Here is a 16,982-nt window from a genome sequence, read left to right on the forward strand (position 1 = left end):
TGGACCTTATGACCACGTGGGAGTACGCCACCGTACCGCTGATCGTCCACGCGACAAAGCAGATTCTCGACCAGTGGGGAGAGGACGGCTGGGAGCTCGTCCAAGTCGTCCCCGGGCCTGGCGGAAACGGACTTGTGGCCTACATGAAGAGGGAGAAGCAGGCGTGAGCGAAGTGCAGGCAACGGCCGCCGAGGGCACCGCGGAAGGTGCGGCGGGCGCCGTCGAACGTCGGCTCGCCGATCTCGGCCTGAGCCTCCCCGAGGTGGCCGCACCCGTGGCTGCGTATGTGCCCGCCGCCGTCGCCGGCGGGTTCGTCTACACCTCCGGCCAGCTGCCCTTCGTCAAGGGCGAGCTGCCGGCCACCGGCAAGGTCGGAGCAGAGGTGGGCGCAGAGGACGCGAAGAAGTACGCGGAACTGTGCATCATCAATGCCCTGGCAGCCGTCAAGGCGCAGATCGGCGACCTCGACCGTGTCACCCGCATCGTCAAAGTCGTCGGCTTCGTCGCTTCGGATCCGTCGTTCACCGGGCAGCCGGGCGTCGTCAACGGCGCCTCCGAGCTCCTGGGCAAGGTATTCGGCGAGGCGGGCGCTCACGCCCGTTCCGCCGTCGGCGTCGCGGTCCTGCCGCTCGACGCCCCTGTTGAGGTGGAACTGATTGCAGAGTTCGCATAGCCGTCGCTTCATCGTTCCGAAGCGATACCAAGGAGCGGCGCGCAGCTGGCTCGACGAGGCAGACCGTCCTCGTCGCAGCGCACGGCTCGCGTCTTCGGTCGTCCTCGTCCGGGACTCCGCCGAGGGCACTGAGACCTGGCTCGACTACCGGCCCGGGAATTCTCCGCTGGGAGCGGTCGCCTTCCCGGGAGGATCCGTCCAGAACGCCGACCACGACACGTTCGACTGGTTCGGCCCTTCGGTTGGGCAGTGGGCTGAGATGCTCGGCGTCGACGATTTCTCGATTGCCCGCGCTCACGTTGTCGCCGCCATCCGCGAGCTGTTCGAGGAGACCGGCGTCCTGCTTGCCGGCACGGACGCGACGACCGTGGTCGAGGGCACTGGCACTGCGGAGTGGACCCGCGCGCGGGAGGCCGTCTCGAACGAGGAGATCGGCTTCGGCGAGCTGATGTCCAAACGCGGCCTCGGCCTCCGCACGGACCTCCTCCGGCCACTCGTCCACTGGATCTCGCCCGACTTCGCCCACCGGCGTTTCGACACGCGGTACTTCGCGGCGACTCTCCCCGAGGGCCAGACTCCCATGCTGCTGCCGAGCAAGGGCGTGTGGGGTGAATGGGTCCTTCCCGCGCGGCTCCTTGCTCATCGGGAAACTTCCGAGCTCGGGGACCGGATCGGCGAGGAGGACACGAAGGGCCTGCCCCTCGCGGAGCTGCTCGTTCCCGCCAGCGAGATCATCCTCGAGAAGATCGCGAAGGCCAAGGGCTGCATCGCCTACCTCAACCTGAAGCGCTCCACGCATACGTACCAGGCGCATCTCGAAGAGGAAGACGGGAGGCTGTGGCTCCGCGTCGAGGCGCCGACTTCGGCCCCCGCGACGGCAGCCCTCAGCGCCATCCCCCACCCCTGACCGTTTCGGGTACACCAACTGACGACGACGGCCGGCGCTTCCGCGGGGGAGGCGCCGGCCGTTGAGTTTCTGTACCCGAGCCCGTGTGGGCGGTGAGTTGGCGTACCCGAGAGGGGTCAGCGGGAGCGCTGGCGAAGGCGCGGCATGTCGAGGATGACGACGGCGCGGGCCTCAAGGCGGATCCAGCCGCGCTGCACGAACTCGGCGAGAGCCTTGTTCACGGTCTCACGGGAAGCACCGACGAGCTGCGCGAGCTCCTCCTGGGTGAGCTCGTGCGCAACAAGCACGCCGTCCGTCGCGGGACGGCCGAAACGGTCAGCGAGGTCGAGGAGCGCCTTGGCGACGCGGCCGGGCACGTCGCTGAAGACGAGGTCGGACAGGGAGTCGTTCGTGCGGCGAAGGCGGCGCGCGAGGGCCTGGAGGAGCTGGGCCGAGACCTCGGGGCGGGCGCGGAGGAGCGCAACCAGGGCGTCGTTCTTGAGGCCGGCGAGGCGCGTCTCCGAGACGGCGGTTGCGGTCGCAGTGCGAGGGGCCGGGTCGAACAGCGCCATCTCGCCGAACAGCTCGCCGGGGCCGAGGATCGCGAGGAGCGACTCGCGGCCGTCGGGGGAGGTGCGCCCGAGCTTGATCTTGCCGGAGACGATGAAGTACATCTGATCGCCCTGATCGCCCTCGCGGAACACCGAAGCACCGCGGGAGAGGTCGACCTCCGTGAGCTCGTCGGTCAGAAGGCGGAAGGCCTCGTCGTCGAGAGTGGCGAAGAGCGGCGCGCGGCGCAGTACCTCGATGTCCAATTCAGTCTCCTAGTCAATAGCCTTCAGCTTGCGCTGGGGGTCATTCTTCCAGATTCGACAAGGCTTTGTGACGAAGTCGCCACCGCGGCGCCGCACAGGATTGCCTCAGGCCCCGCCGATAGACTGGTGGGAATGTTGGACACGACCTTCCTGGACCTCGTGCTCGTGGTGGTCCTGATCGGCTACCTCATCTACGGGGTCCGGGCCGGTTTCCTCGTGAGCCTGGGCGGCATCGTGGGCTTCCTCGTCGGCGGCGCCGCAGCGTTCTTCGCCGTGCCCCTTGTGAGCCAGTGGCTCTCCGACAGCGGGTGGCGCGCGGCCGCCGTCGTGATCACCGCGATCCTCCTGATGGCCGCCGGCAACGCGGTGGGCACGGGGCTCGGGCGGCGGCTGAGGGGCAAGATCCGGTGGAAGCCGCTCGCCATCGTGGACAAGGTGCTGGGCGGTGTCGCGAACGTCGCGGTCGCGGCGATCGTGATGTCGATGCTCTCCTTCACGGTGTCCAGCGTCGGGGCGCCCGTGCTTTCGCAGCAGCTCTCGTCGTCGCGGGTCATCACGGCGATCGACGGTCTGACGCCGGATCCGGTCAAGGCGGAGGCAGCGCAGATCAGGGCCTTCGTCCTCGGCGACACCCTTCCGCGGATCATCGAGGGGATCGGGCCGCTCCAGCCGGTGCCGATTCCGGATGAGAACACGGACGCGCCTGCGCTGCGCACTGCGGCCCGCTCGATCGTCCGGATCACGGGCACGGCGTTCCAGTGCGGTCAGAATCAGACCGGCAGCGGATTCGTCGTCGCGCCCGGGCGTGTCATGACGAATGCCCACGTCGTGGCGGGCGTCCAGGAGCCGGTCGTCGAGCTACCCGGTGGCGGTGCGCGCACCGCGCACGTGGTCTACTTCGACAGCGTGCACGACCTTGCCGTCCTCGCCGTCGACAGTCTGTCGCTGTCCCCGCTCCCGCTTGCCGGGAACAGTGCGCCCGGCACGTCCGCGGCCTTCGGGGGCTATCCGCTCGGCGGTCCTTTCCAGATGCGTCCCGCGGCGATCCAGGGCACGACGACGGTGCTCGCCCCGGATATCTACGGCGCCAATGCCGTGCCCAAGATGGTCTATCAGATTGCCGGCAACGTGCAGCAGGGCAATTCGGGTGGGCCCCTGCTCACACTCGACGGTTCAGTGACGGGCGTCGTGTTCGCGAAGTCGGACAACGCCCCGAACGTGGGCTACGCGATCACCATGGGCGAGGTCAAGCCCGTGGCGGACCAGGCGCCGGGCCTCTCGCAGCCGGTGCAGCCGGGCCAATGCACCCGGAAGTAGCTGCAGCAAGAGACAAGTAGCTACAGCACCCCGGAAGTGGCTATAGCGCCCGTTCGCGCGTGAGTTCTGCGAGGTATTCGATCGCGAACCGGTAGCCGAGCGTGCCTGCGCCAGCGATCACGGCCCGGCACACGTCGCTCAGGTACGAGTGGTGCCGGAACGGTTCGCGGGCGTGGACGTTCGTGATGTGGACCTCGACGGCGGGGAGGCTGACGGCCGAGATGGCGTCGCGGAGCGCGACCGACGTGTGCGTGTAGGCGGCTGCGTTGATGACGATGCCGATCGCAGAGTCGCGGGCCCCGTGGATCGCGTCGACGAGGGCGCCCTCGTGGTTCGACTGGACGAAGTCGCATTCGAGGCCGTGGGCGTCCGCGGCGCCGGCGCACAGCCGCTCGATGTCACCGAGCGTCGCCGTCCCGTACTTCTCCGGCTCGCGCGTCCCCAGCAGATTGAGGTTGGGCCCGTTGACCACGAGAATGCTCGTGCGGGCGGCCGGTGCGGAGGGCGCAGGAGACGACGACGGTGTGGGCTCGGTCATGGACTCGATCCTACGCGGTGGGTCCGGTGCCGCTCCGTTTGATTGCTTGCCGCGTCGCGCGGGTGGGTCTACCCTTGTCGCAGTTCGTGAGCTCCACGGGTCATACCCTGTTCGGCAGAGGTCTCGGCGCCGAAGCGGCGTCCATTCGATAGCGGGGATTCTGGGCTGCCGCCCGCCGTCGGTGCGCGCACGGCGCGCGCCGGCAACCCGCCGTCGTCCGCGCTGGCCGGGCACGGCACGCACCTCTTGCGAGGAGCACCTCCATGTCATTCCGTTCACATGGGCGCAGGATCGCCGTTCTGCTCGCGCTGGTCGGCCTCCTGATCGGCCTCTTCGGAACAGCGCCTGCCGAGGCATCCGTCACCACCAATCCCAACACCGTTACCTGGAAGGTCCTCGTGGGCGAGCAGTCGCCGGATCTGGCCATCCAGGGCATGAGATTCCTCCCCGGCGACATCACGATCGACCAAGGCGACTCGATCAACTTCGTGGCCAACAGCGCCGAGATCCACACCGTCAGCTATGGGAATCCGCCTCTCCCGCCCACCAGCGTTGACAACCTTCTCGCTGACGCCGTGCCGCGCGTGGGAGGGCCCGTCTTCGATCCGACCGCACCGTGGACTAATTCCGGCATCCTCACCACGATGCCCTCGTCCGAATTCCCCTCGGTGACCTCGTACGTGCAGAAGTTCACGACCCGCGGCGACTTCACCTTCTACTGCGTCATCCACGGCAAGATGATGTCCATCACCGTCCACGTGCATGCCCCGCACGCGCCGTACCCGCATACCCAAGCGTGGTATGACCTGCAGGCACGACTCCAGACGGCGAGCATTCTCGCCGACGGCTACTGGTTGTGGGCCACCACGGCTGCCAAGGCAACGCCGACCCACGTGTATGTCGGAGCGAGCGACGACGTTGCGATGGTCATGCGGTTCATCTGGGACAGGGACGTGGTGCCGCTCGGAACGACCGTGACGTTCGACCTGGGCGCGAACCAAGTTGTGGTGCCGCACACCGTGACGTTCACTTCGCTCCAGCAGAATGGGAAGCCGGTTGATTCCGGGACGCTCCTGCCCGCCTTCGCAGGCGGCCCCTCCACCTTCTCGGTGAAGTTCACCCAGAGAGGGACCTGGGATTACTTCTGCGAATTCCACGACGACATGGGGATGGTCGGCAGCGTGACGGTGCTCTGAAGGCCCGAGACGTAGCGCCACCCGACAGAGCGGTGCCCCGGCAGTAGCCGGGGCACCGCTCTGTCGGGGGAGGCGGCGCAGGCCGCGACCCGCACCGACTGGATGCGCTCGCGCAGGTAGCCGAGCGCCTGCCCGGGCAGGCCCCCGTCGGTGACAAGGCCGTCGACGTCATCGAAGCCGCAGATGCTTCCAATGCCCTGGACGCCCCACTTGCTGTGGTCCGCGACGACGACGACGCGCCGGGAGGAGGCCGCGAAGGCCTGATTGGTCTCCGCCTCGAGGAGGTTCGGCGTGGTGAAGCCCGCCCGTTCGTCCATGCCGTGCACCCCGAGGAACAGCAGATCGAGGTGCAGATGCCGAATGGACGAGGTGGCGAGCGGCCCGACGAGGGCGTCCGATGGCGTCCGCTCGCCTCCCGTGAGAAGCACCGTGGAGCCGGACGACGACGTATCGAAGGCCTCCATGACCCGCACCGAATTGGTCAGGACAGTCACGCGGGGCCCGGAGGAGAGCGCCTTGGCGAGCATCCACGTCGTCGACCCTGCCGTGATGCCCACGGCCATTCCCTCGCTCACGAGCGCAGCCGCCTCGCGGGCGATGGCGGCCTTCTCCTCGAGCCGCTGGGTGGACTTGAGCGCAAAGCCGGGCTCGTGCGTGCCCACGTCCTCCTGGAGCATCACGCCGCCGTGCACGCGGGTCAGCATCCCGGAGTCGCTCAGCACATCGATGTCTCGGCGGACGGTGACCGCCGAGACCCCGAGGCGCTCGGCCAGATCGGCCACCTTGACGACGCCCTCCTTGTGCACGGCGTCGAGGATCGCGGACTGTCTGGCTGCAGCGAGCATGCCCTACCCCTTGCTCGAGCCGAGGGTGAGGCCCGCGACGAACTGCCGTTGGAGGAGCAGGTAGATGACGAGCGTCGGGATGACCGTGATGGTGGCCCCGGCCGCAAGCAGGTTGTAGTTGCTGAGGAACACTCCTTGGAGGTTGTTGATGGCGGTTGTCACCGGCAGGCGGTCGCCGCTCTGGATGAAGAGCAGGGGCCAGAAGAAGTCGTTGTAGATGAAGATGACTTCGAGGGTCCCCAGGGCGGCGAAGGCAGGGCGGCAGAGCGGCATGATGACCGACCAGTACTGGCGCCAGATGCCTGCTCCGTCCACGAGCGCGGCCTCCGTGAGATCAGGCGAAAGGGCCTTCATGTAGTTCGAGAGCACAAACGTACAGAAGCCGATCTGGAACGCCGTGTCCACCGCGATGACCGAGATGTACGTATTGAGGAGCGTTCCCGAGTCGCTGAACCAGTAGGGGAGGTTGAGGTGCTTGAACATCTGGAACAGCGGCGCGGCCAGGACCTGGGGAGGCAGGAGGTTGCCGGCCGTGAACATGATGAGCAGCGTGATGTTGAACTTCCAGCTGACCCGGCTCACGGCGAAGGCCATGAGCGAGGACAGGAACAGGGTCAGGATCACGGACGGGACGGTGATGATGACCGAGTTCCAGAAGTACTTCGAGAAGCCGCCCTGATTCCAGGCGGTGACGAAGTTGTCGAAGTTGAACGCACCCGCGACGCTGAAGTAGCCGTACTGGTTGGTCGATTCGACAGGGCGAAGCGCGGTATAGAGGGACCAGCCGAGCGGCAGGAGCCACATGACGGCGAGCACGAGCAGGATCACATGGGTTCCGTAGTGCCGCTTCGGGCGCGACCCGGAGTACTCCGTGCCCCTGGCGAGATCTGTCGGTGTTGCGACAACCGTCATGACTCCTTCGCCTCCTTTCCGAAGGTGCGGGTCAGGTAGAACACGATCGGGACAAGCGAGATGACGAGCAGGATGGTCGCGAGCGCGGACCCGACGCCGATCACCTGGCCTTCGCCGACGAGGTTCTGGATGACGAGGGCCGAGATGAGCTCGAGGCCGTTCGTGCCGCGGTTGATGACGTACACGATGTCGAAGGCCCGGAGGGACTCGATGATCGTGATGACCACGATCACGATGTTGATCGGACGCATGGCGGGGAAGACGACCCGGAAGAAGGTCTGCCCCGCGTTCGCGCCGTCAAGCGCTGCGGCCTCCTTGAGCGAGGGGTCCACCCCCTTGAGGCCCGCGAGGTAGAGCAGCATCACGTAGCCGGCATGCCGCCAGGTGGCGGCGACGAGGGCGGCCCAGATGTTCACGTTGCTGTCGCCGAACCAATCCACAGCGGAGGGCTGCCCGGCGGTGCCGAGAAGGAAGTTCAGCAGGCCGTGGTCCCGCTGGTAGAAGAGCTGCCAGATGACGCCCACGAGGGCCAGGGAGAGCATGACCGGCGCGAAGAAGATGCTCTGGTACAGGCGGCTCCCGCGGATGTTCTGGTCCAGCAGCACAGCCAGCAGGAGCCCGAGCGGTGTCGCGACGACGGCGAGGAATACGAGCCACAGGACGTTGTGCTGCACCGCGGGCCAGAACGGCGGGTACTCCTGCGCCACGAACTGGTAGTTAGAGGCACCCGCCGGCCGGATGTCGGTGAGGTCGAGGCCGTTCCAGCGCGTGAAGCTGAGGCCGATGGAGAACAGGGTGGGAAGCCAGACGAAGACGAGCTGGATCAGGGTGGGGATCGCCACCATGACGGTCAGGACCAGCCGGTCCCGCTTCGAGAGGCGCCGCACCTTGCGGGGGATGGTGGGCATGACGGGCTTTCTTACTGGGCTGCGTAGAGCGTGGCCGCCTGCGACTCGAGGTTCTTGATGTCCACGGTGCCGTCCTTGATGAAGGACTGCAGGGCGGGAATCATGACGTTGTTCGCCATGGCCGGCAGGGCATCGCGGTCGAAGAACTGGCTGATGTTCTTCGCGTTGGCGATCGCATCCGCACACTTCTTGTTCAGCGGGGAGAACTTGGATGTGTCCGCACCCTTCGCGGTGGCGATGTTCGAGGTGTCCACGGAGTAGTAGGTGTTCTGCGCCTCGGGCGTGCCCATGAACTGGAGGAAGTCCTTGGCGACCTGGCTGTCGCCGCCCTTCTTGGACAGCAGCAGGCCATCGATCGGCGCCTCGATCGAGTCCTGGCCCTCGACCGCGATCGCGGGGAACGGGAAGAAGTCGATGTCGTCAAGCGTCGCCTTGTCCGTGAACTGCTGCGTGACGAAGGATCCGAGCAGGTACATGCCTGTCTTCTTCTGGCCGAGCAGCTGTGCGGCGTCCTGCCAGGTCTGGCCGAGCGCGCCCGGGTCCTGATACGGCAGGAGGGCCTTCCATGTGTCGAAGACGGCTTGGACCTTCGGCTGGTTCCAGGACTCCTTGTGGGCGCACAGGTCCACGTGGAACTGGTAGCCGTTCAGGCGCATGTTGATGTAGTCGAAGGTTCCCATGGCCGGCCAGCCGTCCTTGTCGGCGAAGCCGATAGGGATGATGCCATCGGCCTTCATCTTCGCAGCGAGGGTTTTGAGCTCATCGAACGTCGTCGGGACTGTGTAGCCCTTCTGCGCCCAGAAGCTCTTCCGGTAGAAGAAGCCCCAGGGGTAGTTGTAGTTCGGGACGAAGTACATCTTGCCGTCCGGGCCAGTCGAGGCCTTCTTGAGCGCGTCGGAGAAGTTGCCGCCGATCTGCTTCCACACGTCGTCCACCGGGGCGAGCAGTCCCTTCCCGGCGTAATACTGCATGCGGTAGCCGGCGAACCAGGTGAAGGCGTCGTCCGGGCTGCCCTGCAGGTACGAGTTGATCTTGTTCTGGAAGTCGTTGTGCGACACCGTGTTGACCGTGACCGTTGCGCCCTCCTTCTTCTGGAAGGCATCGACCACGGCTTGGTACGCGCGCTTCGGGACGTCGTCCGAGGCCGACGAGCCGAACGTCATGGTCTTCGATCCCGAGCCTCCCGCAGGGCCAGATCCTCCGGTGCAGGCCGAGAGGAGCGGGATCCCTGCAACGCCCACGGCACCGATACCGAGGGTCTTCAGGAGGGTGCGCCGGTCGAGGGTTGGAGAAATCGTCATTGTCTGTCTCCTGGGGTGAGTGCGCAATCGATGTGATCTGCGCCACACGATGATGGTAGACGATCAGAAACGATCGGAAAAGATCAGGAACGTAAGTTCCCGAATCGTGATCTAAGCGAGGCGGACGACGGCGACTCCGCCCGCGGGAATGGTCAGCGCACCTTCCGTCGGGGTGCCTGAGATGAGCTCGATGCCGTCCACGGAGAGGCGTGCATCGACCTCGCCGTGGTTGATGGCAAAGAGCCAGGATGTGCCGTCCGAGGTCCGGCGGACGACCTCCAGCTCCGGGAACTCCGCAGCGTGCGCGGGGGCCTCGAGGCCGGCATCCTCGAGGACCCTGGGCAGGAACGCGGCGAGCGCCTCGGCGTCTGGCGAGGTGCCCACGTAATAGGCGGTTCCCGCACCGGAGACGTTCCGGGTCACGGCCGGTGATCCCGCCGTCGGTCCCCTTTCATAGCGGGAGACAGCCTCCGCCGTCGTCGTCCGTCCCAACTCGCTCCAGCGCTCGCCGGAGCCAGCCGTCAGCGCCAGCGCCTCACCATCGCGGAGGGGGAAGAACTCCTCGATCTCCACGCCCAGAAGGTCCCGGAAGGCGCCAGGGTAGCCGCCGCCCTCGACCGGATCCATGATGATGCGGTCGTGCTCGTCGACGATTCCGGAGAAGTACGTGAGAAGGAGCGTCCCGCCACCCTCCACATAGCGCCTGAGGTTCGCGGCGCCGTCGTCTGTGACGAGGTACAGCATGGGGGCGACCACAAGCCTGTAGGCGCGGAGGTCATCGGTGCTCTGACGCAGATCAGCAGTGATCCCGGAGCGGTAGAGGGCGTCGTGCCAGTCGCGGAGCTCGCGCGTGGGCTGGGCCTCGATGCTCGGGTGGGAGTCGAGCTCCGCGGCCCAGCGCGCGTCGGTGTCGAACACGAGGGCAGCGTCGGCCGCGACCCGAGATCCGGCGACCTCCGACGCCGCTTCGAGGGCCTTGCCGAGCTGGACCACTTCGCGCCACACCTTCGTATCGCGGCCCGCGTGGGGAACCATGCCCGAATGGAACTTCTCGGCGCCTGCCCGGGAGGCACGCCACTGGAAGAAGAGGATGCCGTCCGCGCCGCGGGCGAGGTGCTGGAACGAGTTCCGCAGCATCTGGCCCGGGGCCTTCGCAATGTTCCGCGGCTGCCAGTTCACCGCCGACGTGGAGTGTTCCATGAGCAGCCAGGGGGCGTTGTCCGCCCAGCCCCGGGTGAGGTCGGCCGCGAGGGCGAGGTCCTGATGGTTCCGGAGGTCCTCGGCGATGAGGTAGTGGTCGTTCGAGACGATGTCCATGCGCGGCGCCCAGCGCCAGTAGTCGATGGGCCGGGCGAGGCCCATGTTGAGGCCCATGAAGTTCGTGGTGACCGGCTTGTCGGATTGGGCGCGAAGGATCGCAGCCTCGGCCTCGAAGCACTCGAGCAGCGAGTCCGAGGAGAAGCGCGCGAAGTCGAGCTGATGGGACGGGTTGATGTGCGTTCCCGAGCGGCGCGGCGGCATGATCTCGGCCCAGTCGTAGTAGTGCTGGGACCAGAACGCGGTACCCCAGGCCTCGTTGAGGCCATCCAGGCTTTCGTAGCGATTTCGGAGCCACTCGCGGAAGCCGCGCTCCGCGTGAGGGCCGAAGTCCGGCTGGTTGTGGCAGCCGTACTCGTTATGGACGTGCCACATCGCGAGGGCCGGGTGGTCCGCGTAGCGCTTGGCAATGGCGGTGGTGAGGGCCGCGGCTGCCCGCCGGTAGTCGGGGGAGCAGGCTGCGAACGCCTGACGTGAGCCGTGGGTCTGGCGGACGCCGTCTGCGTCGACCGGGGCGGAATCCGGGTACTTGACCGTGAACCACGGCGGCGGCGACGCGCTCGCATTCGCGAGGTCCACGGCGATGCCATTCTCGTGCAGCAGGTCCAAGACCTCGTCGAGCCAGCCGAACTCGTATCGGCCCTCTTCCGGCTCGAGCAGGGCCCAGCTGAAGATGCCGACACTCACCAGGTTCACCTTGGCCTCGCGCATGAGTTCGACGTCGTGCTTCCACACATCCCGGGGCCACTGCTCGGGGTTGTAGTCCGCTCCGAAGGCGATGCGGGGCGTCCCGCCGCCGAGCTGACGGGTGAGATCGTTCATGTCCATGGCGCTCTGCCTCTGCTCTGAGGGGTCTGTGGAGATTCCAAGCGTAGGGGAGACGCACAGAAACGTACAGAACGAATCAGAAACGAAAGCCCTGCTCCTAGCGGGGCTGAAAGGTGTTGGTGCTGCACCTATGGCCAGCACGCACTTCCTCTGCTCCGGCGGACTTGGCACGGTGGTGGAACCGCTCCTAGCGTTCGGCGTCAGCCGAGGCAACGAGGTCAATCAGGTGAAAACGCGATCTTTGGGGGAAGCCTTGTTCAAGAAGCTCCTAGCTTGGGCCACGGTCGTCGGAATGACGGCGGGAACGCTCCTCGTCGCTGCGCCCGCAGCGACGGCGGGTCCGAACTGTCGGACGTACCGCGCCGTTTGTGTGTGGCATGACGAGTGGTATCAAGGGCCTCGTGCCGACTTTGGCGCGTACGTCGGTGAGTACGGTGCGTTCGGGTGGCATGACCGCGCTTCCTCCTACGACAGCAATCTGCCGTGGGACCTGGTGTTCTACGAGAATCCTTGGCTCGGCGGCAGAGGCGTCATAGTCCCTGCCTACTCCTACAACCGCAGCCTCGGCTCATGGAGCTATGGGCTGAACTGGTGGGAGAACTGGAACGACCGTATCGATAGCCACACCACCTGATGGGGCGTGGAAAGCATTTCGCCGTTGTAGCCCTCGTCATATCAGTAGGCCTCGGCGGCTGTACCAACAAGCCATCCGATGCCACCGAAGCAGATCTCGGGGGTGTCCCCGCCGTCCGAGCTCATTTGGACAGCGATGCTGGAACGATCTTCATGCCTCTTGACGACGTGCTCTTTTCACCGAGCGAGAGGGTCCTCGTCCAACAGGCGAACAACATCCTGATTCGCAAGTGCCTGGCGAAGAGCCAGATCAATCTGTCGAAAGACTTCGGGGTTTTCAAGCTCGATCAGGAAGATCGCAGGTACGGGATCTGGGTTCAGAGGTTGGCCGACGAAAACGGTTACGCGAAGACGGACAGAGAGGGCATCAGTTCCGAGTCAACAGCGCCCTACGACGCTCAGGAAGGCTTCAGGGATGCCTACGTGAGGTGTCGAGAGGATCTTCAGGGAAGTCTGATCGTGATGAGACAGGTCGGAAGGCCGGAGGCCCCCGAGGTAATTCAGCAGATTGACTCCAAGGCATATGGGAGTGCGATGAAGGCTTCAGATTGGGGGAAGGCGAAACAGGATTGGAGGGATTGTCTACAGGAACGGGGAGTGGTGGTCAGCGAGGACAAGAATTCTTGGGTGCCCCAAGTGCCCAATGACCGCAACCAACAGATCCGAACAGCGCGAATCGACATCGACTGCAAGAACCGCACCAATCTGATCCAGAGAGTGGCGGACCTCGAGGCCAAGTTTCGAGCGATATACATGGCTCGGAATCAGGCCGACGTCAATTCTCTTCGTTCGGCGAAGGCCGCAGACCTTTCCAAGGCGAGAGAGATCGTGTCGGGCGTTGGCGCATCCGATGTATCCCGCTAATGGTCCGATTTCGCGACGAGCCCAGGATTGGGGGCCCGAAGGAGGTATTTACAGGCGGCTCAGCAGACCATGGCTTGTCTTCTCATTCTCGCTCGTTGTGATCTTGTCGGCATCGGCTGGCTACGCCAGCGCGACTCTCATCGCGAAGCCGAGTCTGGACGCGGAGAGGATCGCGCGGTCTGCCGTGCCGGTTTACGCAAAAGCAGAGAAGCGTCCGGCAGGAGTGGCCATGACATTCCAGGGCGGAGTCCGCGAAGGTCGCATCGTCAATCTCGAACCGAATAGGGGTTTTCCCTCGAATCCGCGGGTTACAGCCGTGTTCGTCAAGCCCGGAGATCCGTACGAGGAACTGAGGCTGCTCGCGATGGCCTCGGGCCGACCTCTGATTACTATGGCTGGGTCGGTACCGATCTACCGTGACCTCCGCTTGGGAGACAAAGGTCACGACGTCCTCGTCCTTCAGAATTACCTGAGAGGTCAAGGATATGCTCTTGCCGCAACCGGCGTGATGGGAGTCGATTCGATCCATGCTGTGGCTCGGATCTATACGGAACGTGGCCTCGAACCCCCGACCGACGGCGGTGTCATTTTCAGGTACTCCGACTTCGTTCAAATGGACGCCAGCGCTGGGACTATCATTACAGCTGCGTCCGTTGCCCAGATCCTCGACGAGAAGCATCCGATTGCCGGAGTTCGAGTAGAGCCAAAATTCATTTCGTCCCGAGTCACCGTAGACCAGAAGACACGCGTTGCCGTCGGAGACAGGCTCGAAATCTTCTCTGACGAACGGCATGGAAGTGCGCCGATTATGGAAATCGGACCATTCGCGGAATCCGCGCAAGCGGGTGTCCCAGCTGGGCATGACGTTCGAGTCGAACTTCCAACGAATCTCATCGATCTTGAACCTGGACAGCCGGTGGCCTTGTCGAAGACTCCCTCGACTCAGTCGACCCTCGCGGTGCCGGTCCTGGCCATCCGAGCTGAGAACGGCAGCGGACACGTGCTCCGGAAATCCCGGGAGGGGGCACCAGACGAACGAGTGCCTGTTGAAGTCATAGATCAGGCCGGCGGCTGGGCAGCGATAGTTGACAGCGGTTCAGTCCTGGAAGGGGACGAGGTTCGCATTGGCTGACGCGAGTGAGGTCGTCCCCGCGCTCGAGCTCAACAACGTATCGAAGGCGTTCGGTGGAAATGTTGTCCTCGAAAGAGTCGATGCTGAGGTGGCAGCAGGCGAGTTCGTGGCCATCATCGGCCCATCCGGGTCCGGAAAATCGACTCTCCTGAACATCATGGGACTTCTGGCGGTGCCGACCGAGGGCTCGGTCAAGGTCTTCGGCGAGAGGATCGATCGAGTGCCATCCAGTCTTCTGGACCGCCTCCGAGGCCAACAGATTGGCTTCGTGTTCCAAGCTTCATATCTCGACGAGAGCAGATCGGTTCTCGGGAACACGATTCTTCCGCTTCAGATCGCAGGCATGAAGCTAAAAGGCAGCATTGATGAGGCATTGGAATCCTTGGCGTGGGTCGGGATGGCCGATCGATGGAATCAGCCGGCCCGCAGTCTGTCGGGAGGCGAGAAACAACGTGTGGCCTTGGCACGCGCGGTGGTGCACAGGCCGAGGATTGTGCTGGCGGACGAGCCGACCGGAAACCTCGACTCCGCTAATACGCGGCAGGTTGTGAGGCTCCTTCGGGAACTCGCGACCCGTGGCGCCGCAGTCGTGGTCGTTACTCACGATCCTGAAGTGGCAGAGTTGGCCGATCGAGTGATCCGGGTGGGAAATGGTGCCTTGGTCGACGAGAGAATCTCAAGCACTCCGCAGCGCAGCCAGGGGAACCTGGCGGTACCACTGGCCACTGCGCTGGCGCCAGCAAGCTGGACGGCACGTTTGGCGGGAAGGGTTGCAGAAGCAATCAATTCGCTGACTTCGCCTCTCGGGAAATCTGCCGTCATCTCGATGGCATTCGCGATAGGCGTGGCTGGACTGATTCTTGCGGCAGGCCTTTCCGAAAGCGCCGCAAGAATGGTTGATTTGTCCATCGTCAACAGTTCCCCGTCGATAATGTACGGGCGCCCCGAGACATCCGGGCCGGTGGCTGTGGCAGGCGGGGAGTGCGGAGTCTGTAGCCCGGGTAGTCAGGCCCATAAAGGCGCTCCCTGGCGTTTCTGGGGTTGGGGTGCAAGGTGAGGTTCCTCCTGAAGCTGCAAGGATTTCCAAGATCATCCCGGAGGGAGAGAGGCTCTTTACCGGCCAGGCTTATGTTGGAACAGCAAGTCTGCTGGAGGTCCGAGACGTGTCGTTGATGCCGAACGCACGGCTGGACCTCCTTGATAATCCGGACGTCTCGAGCGTGATCGTGGGCGTGGATGCAGCGAAGAATCTGGGGCTTTCTATCAATCTGGACCAAGAGTTGCTTCTCAACGGCCGCCCGATTGCCATCGCCGGGTTCATGGTCGCTGCTACGGATGACCCTCTGCTCTCCTCGGTGGTGCTCTCCCGTTCAAGCCTCTCAGCCGCCGTTGTTCCAACCTTCGTTATCGAGGTGGAGCCCGGCTACAGCGTGCCCCTGGCGACATCGATTCCCCTCGCGGTCGATCCGGCCAATCCTTCGTCGTTCAGGATTGATCCTGTGGCAAATGTCGACGGGCTGCGTGCGGCAGTGGCTGATGGGTTGTCCAATTTAGTCTCAACGATCTCGGTCGTGGTGCTCGGATTGTCCTGTTTGAGCGGCGGCCTGACGATGTATTTGTCAGTTCTCTCGAGGCTTCCCGGAATCGCCATGAGAAGGGCAATGGGCGCTTCTCGAGGGGCCATCTTGAGAGCGTTCCTGTTGGAAGGCTCGATGGTGGGGTTGGCGGGCGGCTTGTCGGGAGTGGCCATCGGACCAGACTTGCTGATTCTTATCTGCAACGCACAGGGATGGATTCCATCTTTGGAAGCTTTGACGTTGCTGACGGGCGTCTCGTCAGGTGTAGCTGCTGGACTCCTGTCTGCCGCGGTTCCCGCCTATGTGGCCTCGTGCGCAGCTCCAGCCGAACTCATTCGGTCTTGATGCCGCGGGAGGTAGGTGCAGAGTCGCAGCTGAGCCTCCCCGTCGAGCGTCAAGATGAGAGCCTCGAAGGTGAGCAGGCCGAGGGTTGCATGAGTGAAGCTGACGTCTCCCCTGTACGACTCTCCCACCGCATGTCCGTCCCAGTGCTTGCGAAAGAGGGCCGACCGCGTGCTGAACCGCTGAGCGAGAGTGTCGAAAATCGAATCGTCGGGGTACCTCGCCCACTGCGCTCGGAATTGCTCTACGAGGGAGCGTCCGATCATGTCGGGATTGACGAATCGGCCAGCGAAAGCGTCATCGAGGAAGAACTGCTCAAGCTTGTTGGTGCCTGCGTCGACATCGAAGCACTCTTTCGCGAGGGCGTTGGCGGCGATGACGCGCCAACAGGGATCGACGACGTAGGCAGGAGTGGTGATCGTCTTCACGAGCTCTCCGTATCGAGCGTGGTCTGCGGGGGAGGGCGCAATGACCCTCGCCCCGCTGTCGCCTCTCGCGAGACCGAGAACATAGCGGTGCTCATCGGCGTTCAGTCGGAGCGCCCTGGCAACGGCGTCGAGCACTTCAAGAGAGGCGCCGGCCGCTCGCCCCTGTTCGAGCCACGTGTACCAGGACACGCCGACGTTAGCGATCGACGCGACTTCCTCTCGCCGAAGGCCTTGGGCGCGCCGCCTACCCGAACTTGGAAGGCCCACGTCAGCGGGAAGGAGGCCCTCTCGCTTGAGCCGCAGGAACTCGCCCAGGCGCCGATATCGCTCGGACAAGGGTGAAGACACCGAGCTCACCCCCATCAAGGCATCCAGGACGCAGGAAGAAGTACTTCCCGATTCCTCCTTCAAGAGTAGATACCATAAAACTATATTCAGTTGTCAAGAAAAGGAGCCATGGGTGTGCCGTC

Annotated in this window: 18 protein-coding genes; 10 read left to right on the forward strand and 8 right to left on the reverse strand. The window is 64.5% G+C overall.

From position 1 onward, the window contains the following. Window positions 1-8 precede the first annotated feature (8 nt). From E5679_RS07880 to E5679_RS07890, 3 genes are read left to right on the forward strand one after another with little or no spacing between them, the layout of a single operon-like run. The gene (locus E5679_RS07880; protein WP_138414528.1) at window positions 9-167 is read left to right on the forward strand and encodes a Sp36 family protein; all 159 of its coding nucleotides are present in this window, start codon (window positions 9-11) and stop codon (window positions 165-167) included. Then, window positions 164-673, forward strand: a complete 510-nt coding sequence (locus E5679_RS07885) for a RidA family protein (protein ID WP_420821062.1) — start codon at window positions 164-166, stop codon at window positions 671-673. The genes E5679_RS07880 and E5679_RS07885 overlap by 4 nt, the downstream gene beginning before the upstream one ends. Then, window positions 657-1,580 (forward strand): NUDIX hydrolase, encoded by a 924-nt coding sequence (locus E5679_RS07890; RefSeq protein ID WP_138414529.1) that lies wholly within the window; start codon window positions 657-659, stop codon window positions 1,578-1,580. Before E5679_RS07885 ends, E5679_RS07890 begins: the two co-directional genes overlap by 17 nt. Before the next feature lie 116 nt (window positions 1,581-1,696). On the opposite strand, the gene E5679_RS07895 is transcribed toward E5679_RS07890, so the two are convergent. Further along, window positions 1,697-2,374, reverse strand: a complete 678-nt coding sequence (locus tag E5679_RS07895) for a Crp/Fnr family transcriptional regulator (protein WP_043119506.1) — start codon at window positions 2,372-2,374, stop codon at window positions 1,697-1,699. 132 nt (window positions 2,375-2,506) lie between these two features. Here E5679_RS07895 and E5679_RS07900 point away from each other — a divergent pair, with 132 nt between their 5' ends. Continuing rightward, window positions 2,507-3,691 (forward strand): MarP family serine protease, encoded by a 1,185-nt coding sequence (locus tag E5679_RS07900; protein ID WP_138414530.1) that lies wholly within the window; start codon window positions 2,507-2,509, stop codon window positions 3,689-3,691. 40 nt (window positions 3,692-3,731) lie between these two features. Here the strand turns inward: E5679_RS07900 and aroQ are convergent, their stop codons facing one another. Next, window positions 3,732-4,229, reverse strand: coding sequence for a type II 3-dehydroquinate dehydratase (gene aroQ, locus E5679_RS07905; protein ID WP_138414531.1), 498 nt, complete (start codon window positions 4,227-4,229; stop codon window positions 3,732-3,734). A gap of 263 nt (window positions 4,230-4,492) precedes the next feature. On the opposite strand from aroQ, the gene E5679_RS07910 reads away from it, so the two are divergent. Next, entirely contained in the window at window positions 4,493-5,425 is a 933-nt protein-coding gene (locus E5679_RS07910) for a cupredoxin domain-containing protein (protein ID WP_138414532.1), read from the forward strand. Here the strand turns inward: E5679_RS07910 and E5679_RS07915 are convergent. The 5 genes from E5679_RS07915 to E5679_RS07935 all read right to left on the reverse strand — a co-directional run bounded on the left by E5679_RS07915 (window position 5,368) and on the right by E5679_RS07935 (window position 11,536). Next, window positions 5,368-6,270, reverse strand: coding sequence for a DeoR family transcriptional regulator (locus E5679_RS07915; protein WP_138414533.1), 903 nt, complete (start codon window positions 6,268-6,270; stop codon window positions 5,368-5,370). The two genes, E5679_RS07910 and E5679_RS07915, sit on opposite strands and share 58 nt — an antisense overlap. Window positions 6,271-6,273: 3 nt before the next feature. Next, window positions 6,274-7,182, reverse strand: coding sequence for a carbohydrate ABC transporter permease (locus E5679_RS07920; protein WP_138414534.1), 909 nt, complete (start codon window positions 7,180-7,182; stop codon window positions 6,274-6,276). Further along, complete coding sequence (locus E5679_RS07925) at window positions 7,179-8,090, reverse strand: carbohydrate ABC transporter permease (protein ID WP_138414535.1); 912 nt, start codon at window positions 8,088-8,090, stop codon at window positions 7,179-7,181. Before E5679_RS07925 ends, E5679_RS07920 begins: the two co-directional genes overlap by 4 nt. Before the next feature lie 11 nt (window positions 8,091-8,101). Next, complete coding sequence (locus E5679_RS07930; RefSeq protein WP_138414536.1) at window positions 8,102-9,391, reverse strand: ABC transporter substrate-binding protein; 1,290 nt, start codon at window positions 9,389-9,391, stop codon at window positions 8,102-8,104. 111 nt (window positions 9,392-9,502) lie between these two features. Continuing rightward, window positions 9,503-11,536: a beta-galactosidase gene (locus E5679_RS07935; RefSeq protein WP_212746915.1), complete on the reverse strand. Its 2,034-nt coding sequence runs from the start codon at window positions 11,534-11,536 to the stop codon at window positions 9,503-9,505. Between E5679_RS07935 and E5679_RS07940 the strand changes: the two genes are divergently transcribed. The 5 genes from E5679_RS07940 (at window position 11,529) to E5679_RS07960 (ending at window position 16,087) form a co-directional block, all read left to right on the forward strand. Continuing rightward, on the forward strand, window positions 11,529-12,170 hold the full coding sequence (locus tag E5679_RS07940) for a hypothetical protein (RefSeq protein ID WP_138414537.1): 642 nt from the start codon (window positions 11,529-11,531) through the stop codon (window positions 12,168-12,170). The genes E5679_RS07935 and E5679_RS07940 overlap by 8 nt on opposite strands. Beyond that, window positions 12,170-13,033: a hypothetical protein gene (locus E5679_RS07945; RefSeq protein ID WP_138414538.1), complete on the forward strand. Its 864-nt coding sequence runs from the start codon at window positions 12,170-12,172 to the stop codon at window positions 13,031-13,033. Before E5679_RS07940 ends, E5679_RS07945 begins: the two co-directional genes overlap by 1 nt. Window positions 13,034-13,262: 229 nt before the next feature. Continuing rightward, entirely contained in the window at window positions 13,263-14,165 is a 903-nt protein-coding gene (locus tag E5679_RS07950) for an efflux RND transporter periplasmic adaptor subunit (RefSeq protein ID WP_138414539.1), read from the forward strand. Then, the gene (locus E5679_RS07955; RefSeq protein WP_171042286.1) at window positions 14,158-15,222 is read left to right on the forward strand and encodes an ABC transporter ATP-binding protein; all 1,065 of its coding nucleotides are present in this window, start codon (window positions 14,158-14,160) and stop codon (window positions 15,220-15,222) included. The genes E5679_RS07950 and E5679_RS07955 overlap by 8 nt, the downstream gene beginning before the upstream one ends. Next, window positions 15,212-16,087 (forward strand): ABC transporter permease, encoded by an 876-nt coding sequence (locus E5679_RS07960; RefSeq protein WP_171042287.1) that lies wholly within the window; start codon window positions 15,212-15,214, stop codon window positions 16,085-16,087. Before E5679_RS07955 ends, E5679_RS07960 begins: the two co-directional genes overlap by 11 nt. On the opposite strand, the gene E5679_RS07965 is transcribed toward E5679_RS07960, so the two are convergent. Further along, complete coding sequence (locus E5679_RS07965) at window positions 16,042-16,860, reverse strand: helix-turn-helix domain-containing protein (protein WP_171042288.1); 819 nt, start codon at window positions 16,858-16,860, stop codon at window positions 16,042-16,044. The genes E5679_RS07960 and E5679_RS07965 overlap by 46 nt on opposite strands. Window positions 16,861-16,982 lie beyond the last annotated feature (122 nt).

This window comes from Sinomonas gamaensis (assembly GCF_005876955.1).
Taxonomy (GTDB): domain Bacteria; phylum Actinomycetota; class Actinomycetes; order Actinomycetales; family Micrococcaceae; genus Sinomonas; species Sinomonas gamaensis.

Bases quoted from the DNA above. Each gene is read 5' to 3' on its own strand.
- E5679_RS07880 (WP_138414528.1), top strand. From the start codon at position 9: ATGACCACGTGGGAGTACGCCACCGTACCGCTGATCGTCCACGCGACA.
- E5679_RS07900 (WP_138414530.1), top strand. From the start codon at position 2,507: ATGTTGGACACGACCTTCCTGGACCTCGTGCTCGTGGTGGTCCTGATC.
- aroQ (WP_138414531.1), bottom strand. From the start codon at position 4,229: ATGACCGAGCCCACACCGTCGTCGTCTCCTGCGCCCTCCGCACCGGCC.
- E5679_RS07910 (WP_138414532.1), top strand. From the start codon at position 4,493: ATGTCATTCCGTTCACATGGGCGCAGGATCGCCGTTCTGCTCGCGCTG.
- E5679_RS07915 (WP_138414533.1), bottom strand. From the start codon at position 6,270: ATGCTCGCTGCAGCCAGACAGTCCGCGATCCTCGACGCCGTGCACAAG.
- E5679_RS07920 (WP_138414534.1), bottom strand. From the start codon at position 7,182: ATGACGGTTGTCGCAACACCGACAGATCTCGCCAGGGGCACGGAGTAC.
- E5679_RS07925 (WP_138414535.1), bottom strand. From the start codon at position 8,090: ATGCCCACCATCCCCCGCAAGGTGCGGCGCCTCTCGAAGCGGGACCGG.
- E5679_RS07930 (WP_138414536.1), bottom strand. From the start codon at position 9,391: ATGACGATTTCTCCAACCCTCGACCGGCGCACCCTCCTGAAGACCCTC.
- E5679_RS07940 (WP_138414537.1), top strand. From the start codon at position 11,529: ATGTCCATGGCGCTCTGCCTCTGCTCTGAGGGGTCTGTGGAGATTCCA.
- E5679_RS07935 (WP_212746915.1), bottom strand. From the start codon at position 11,536: ATGGACATGAACGATCTCACCCGTCAGCTCGGCGGCGGGACGCCCCGC.
- E5679_RS07945 (WP_138414538.1), top strand. From the start codon at position 12,170: ATGGGGCGTGGAAAGCATTTCGCCGTTGTAGCCCTCGTCATATCAGTA.
- E5679_RS07950 (WP_138414539.1), top strand. From the start codon at position 13,263: ATGACATTCCAGGGCGGAGTCCGCGAAGGTCGCATCGTCAATCTCGAA.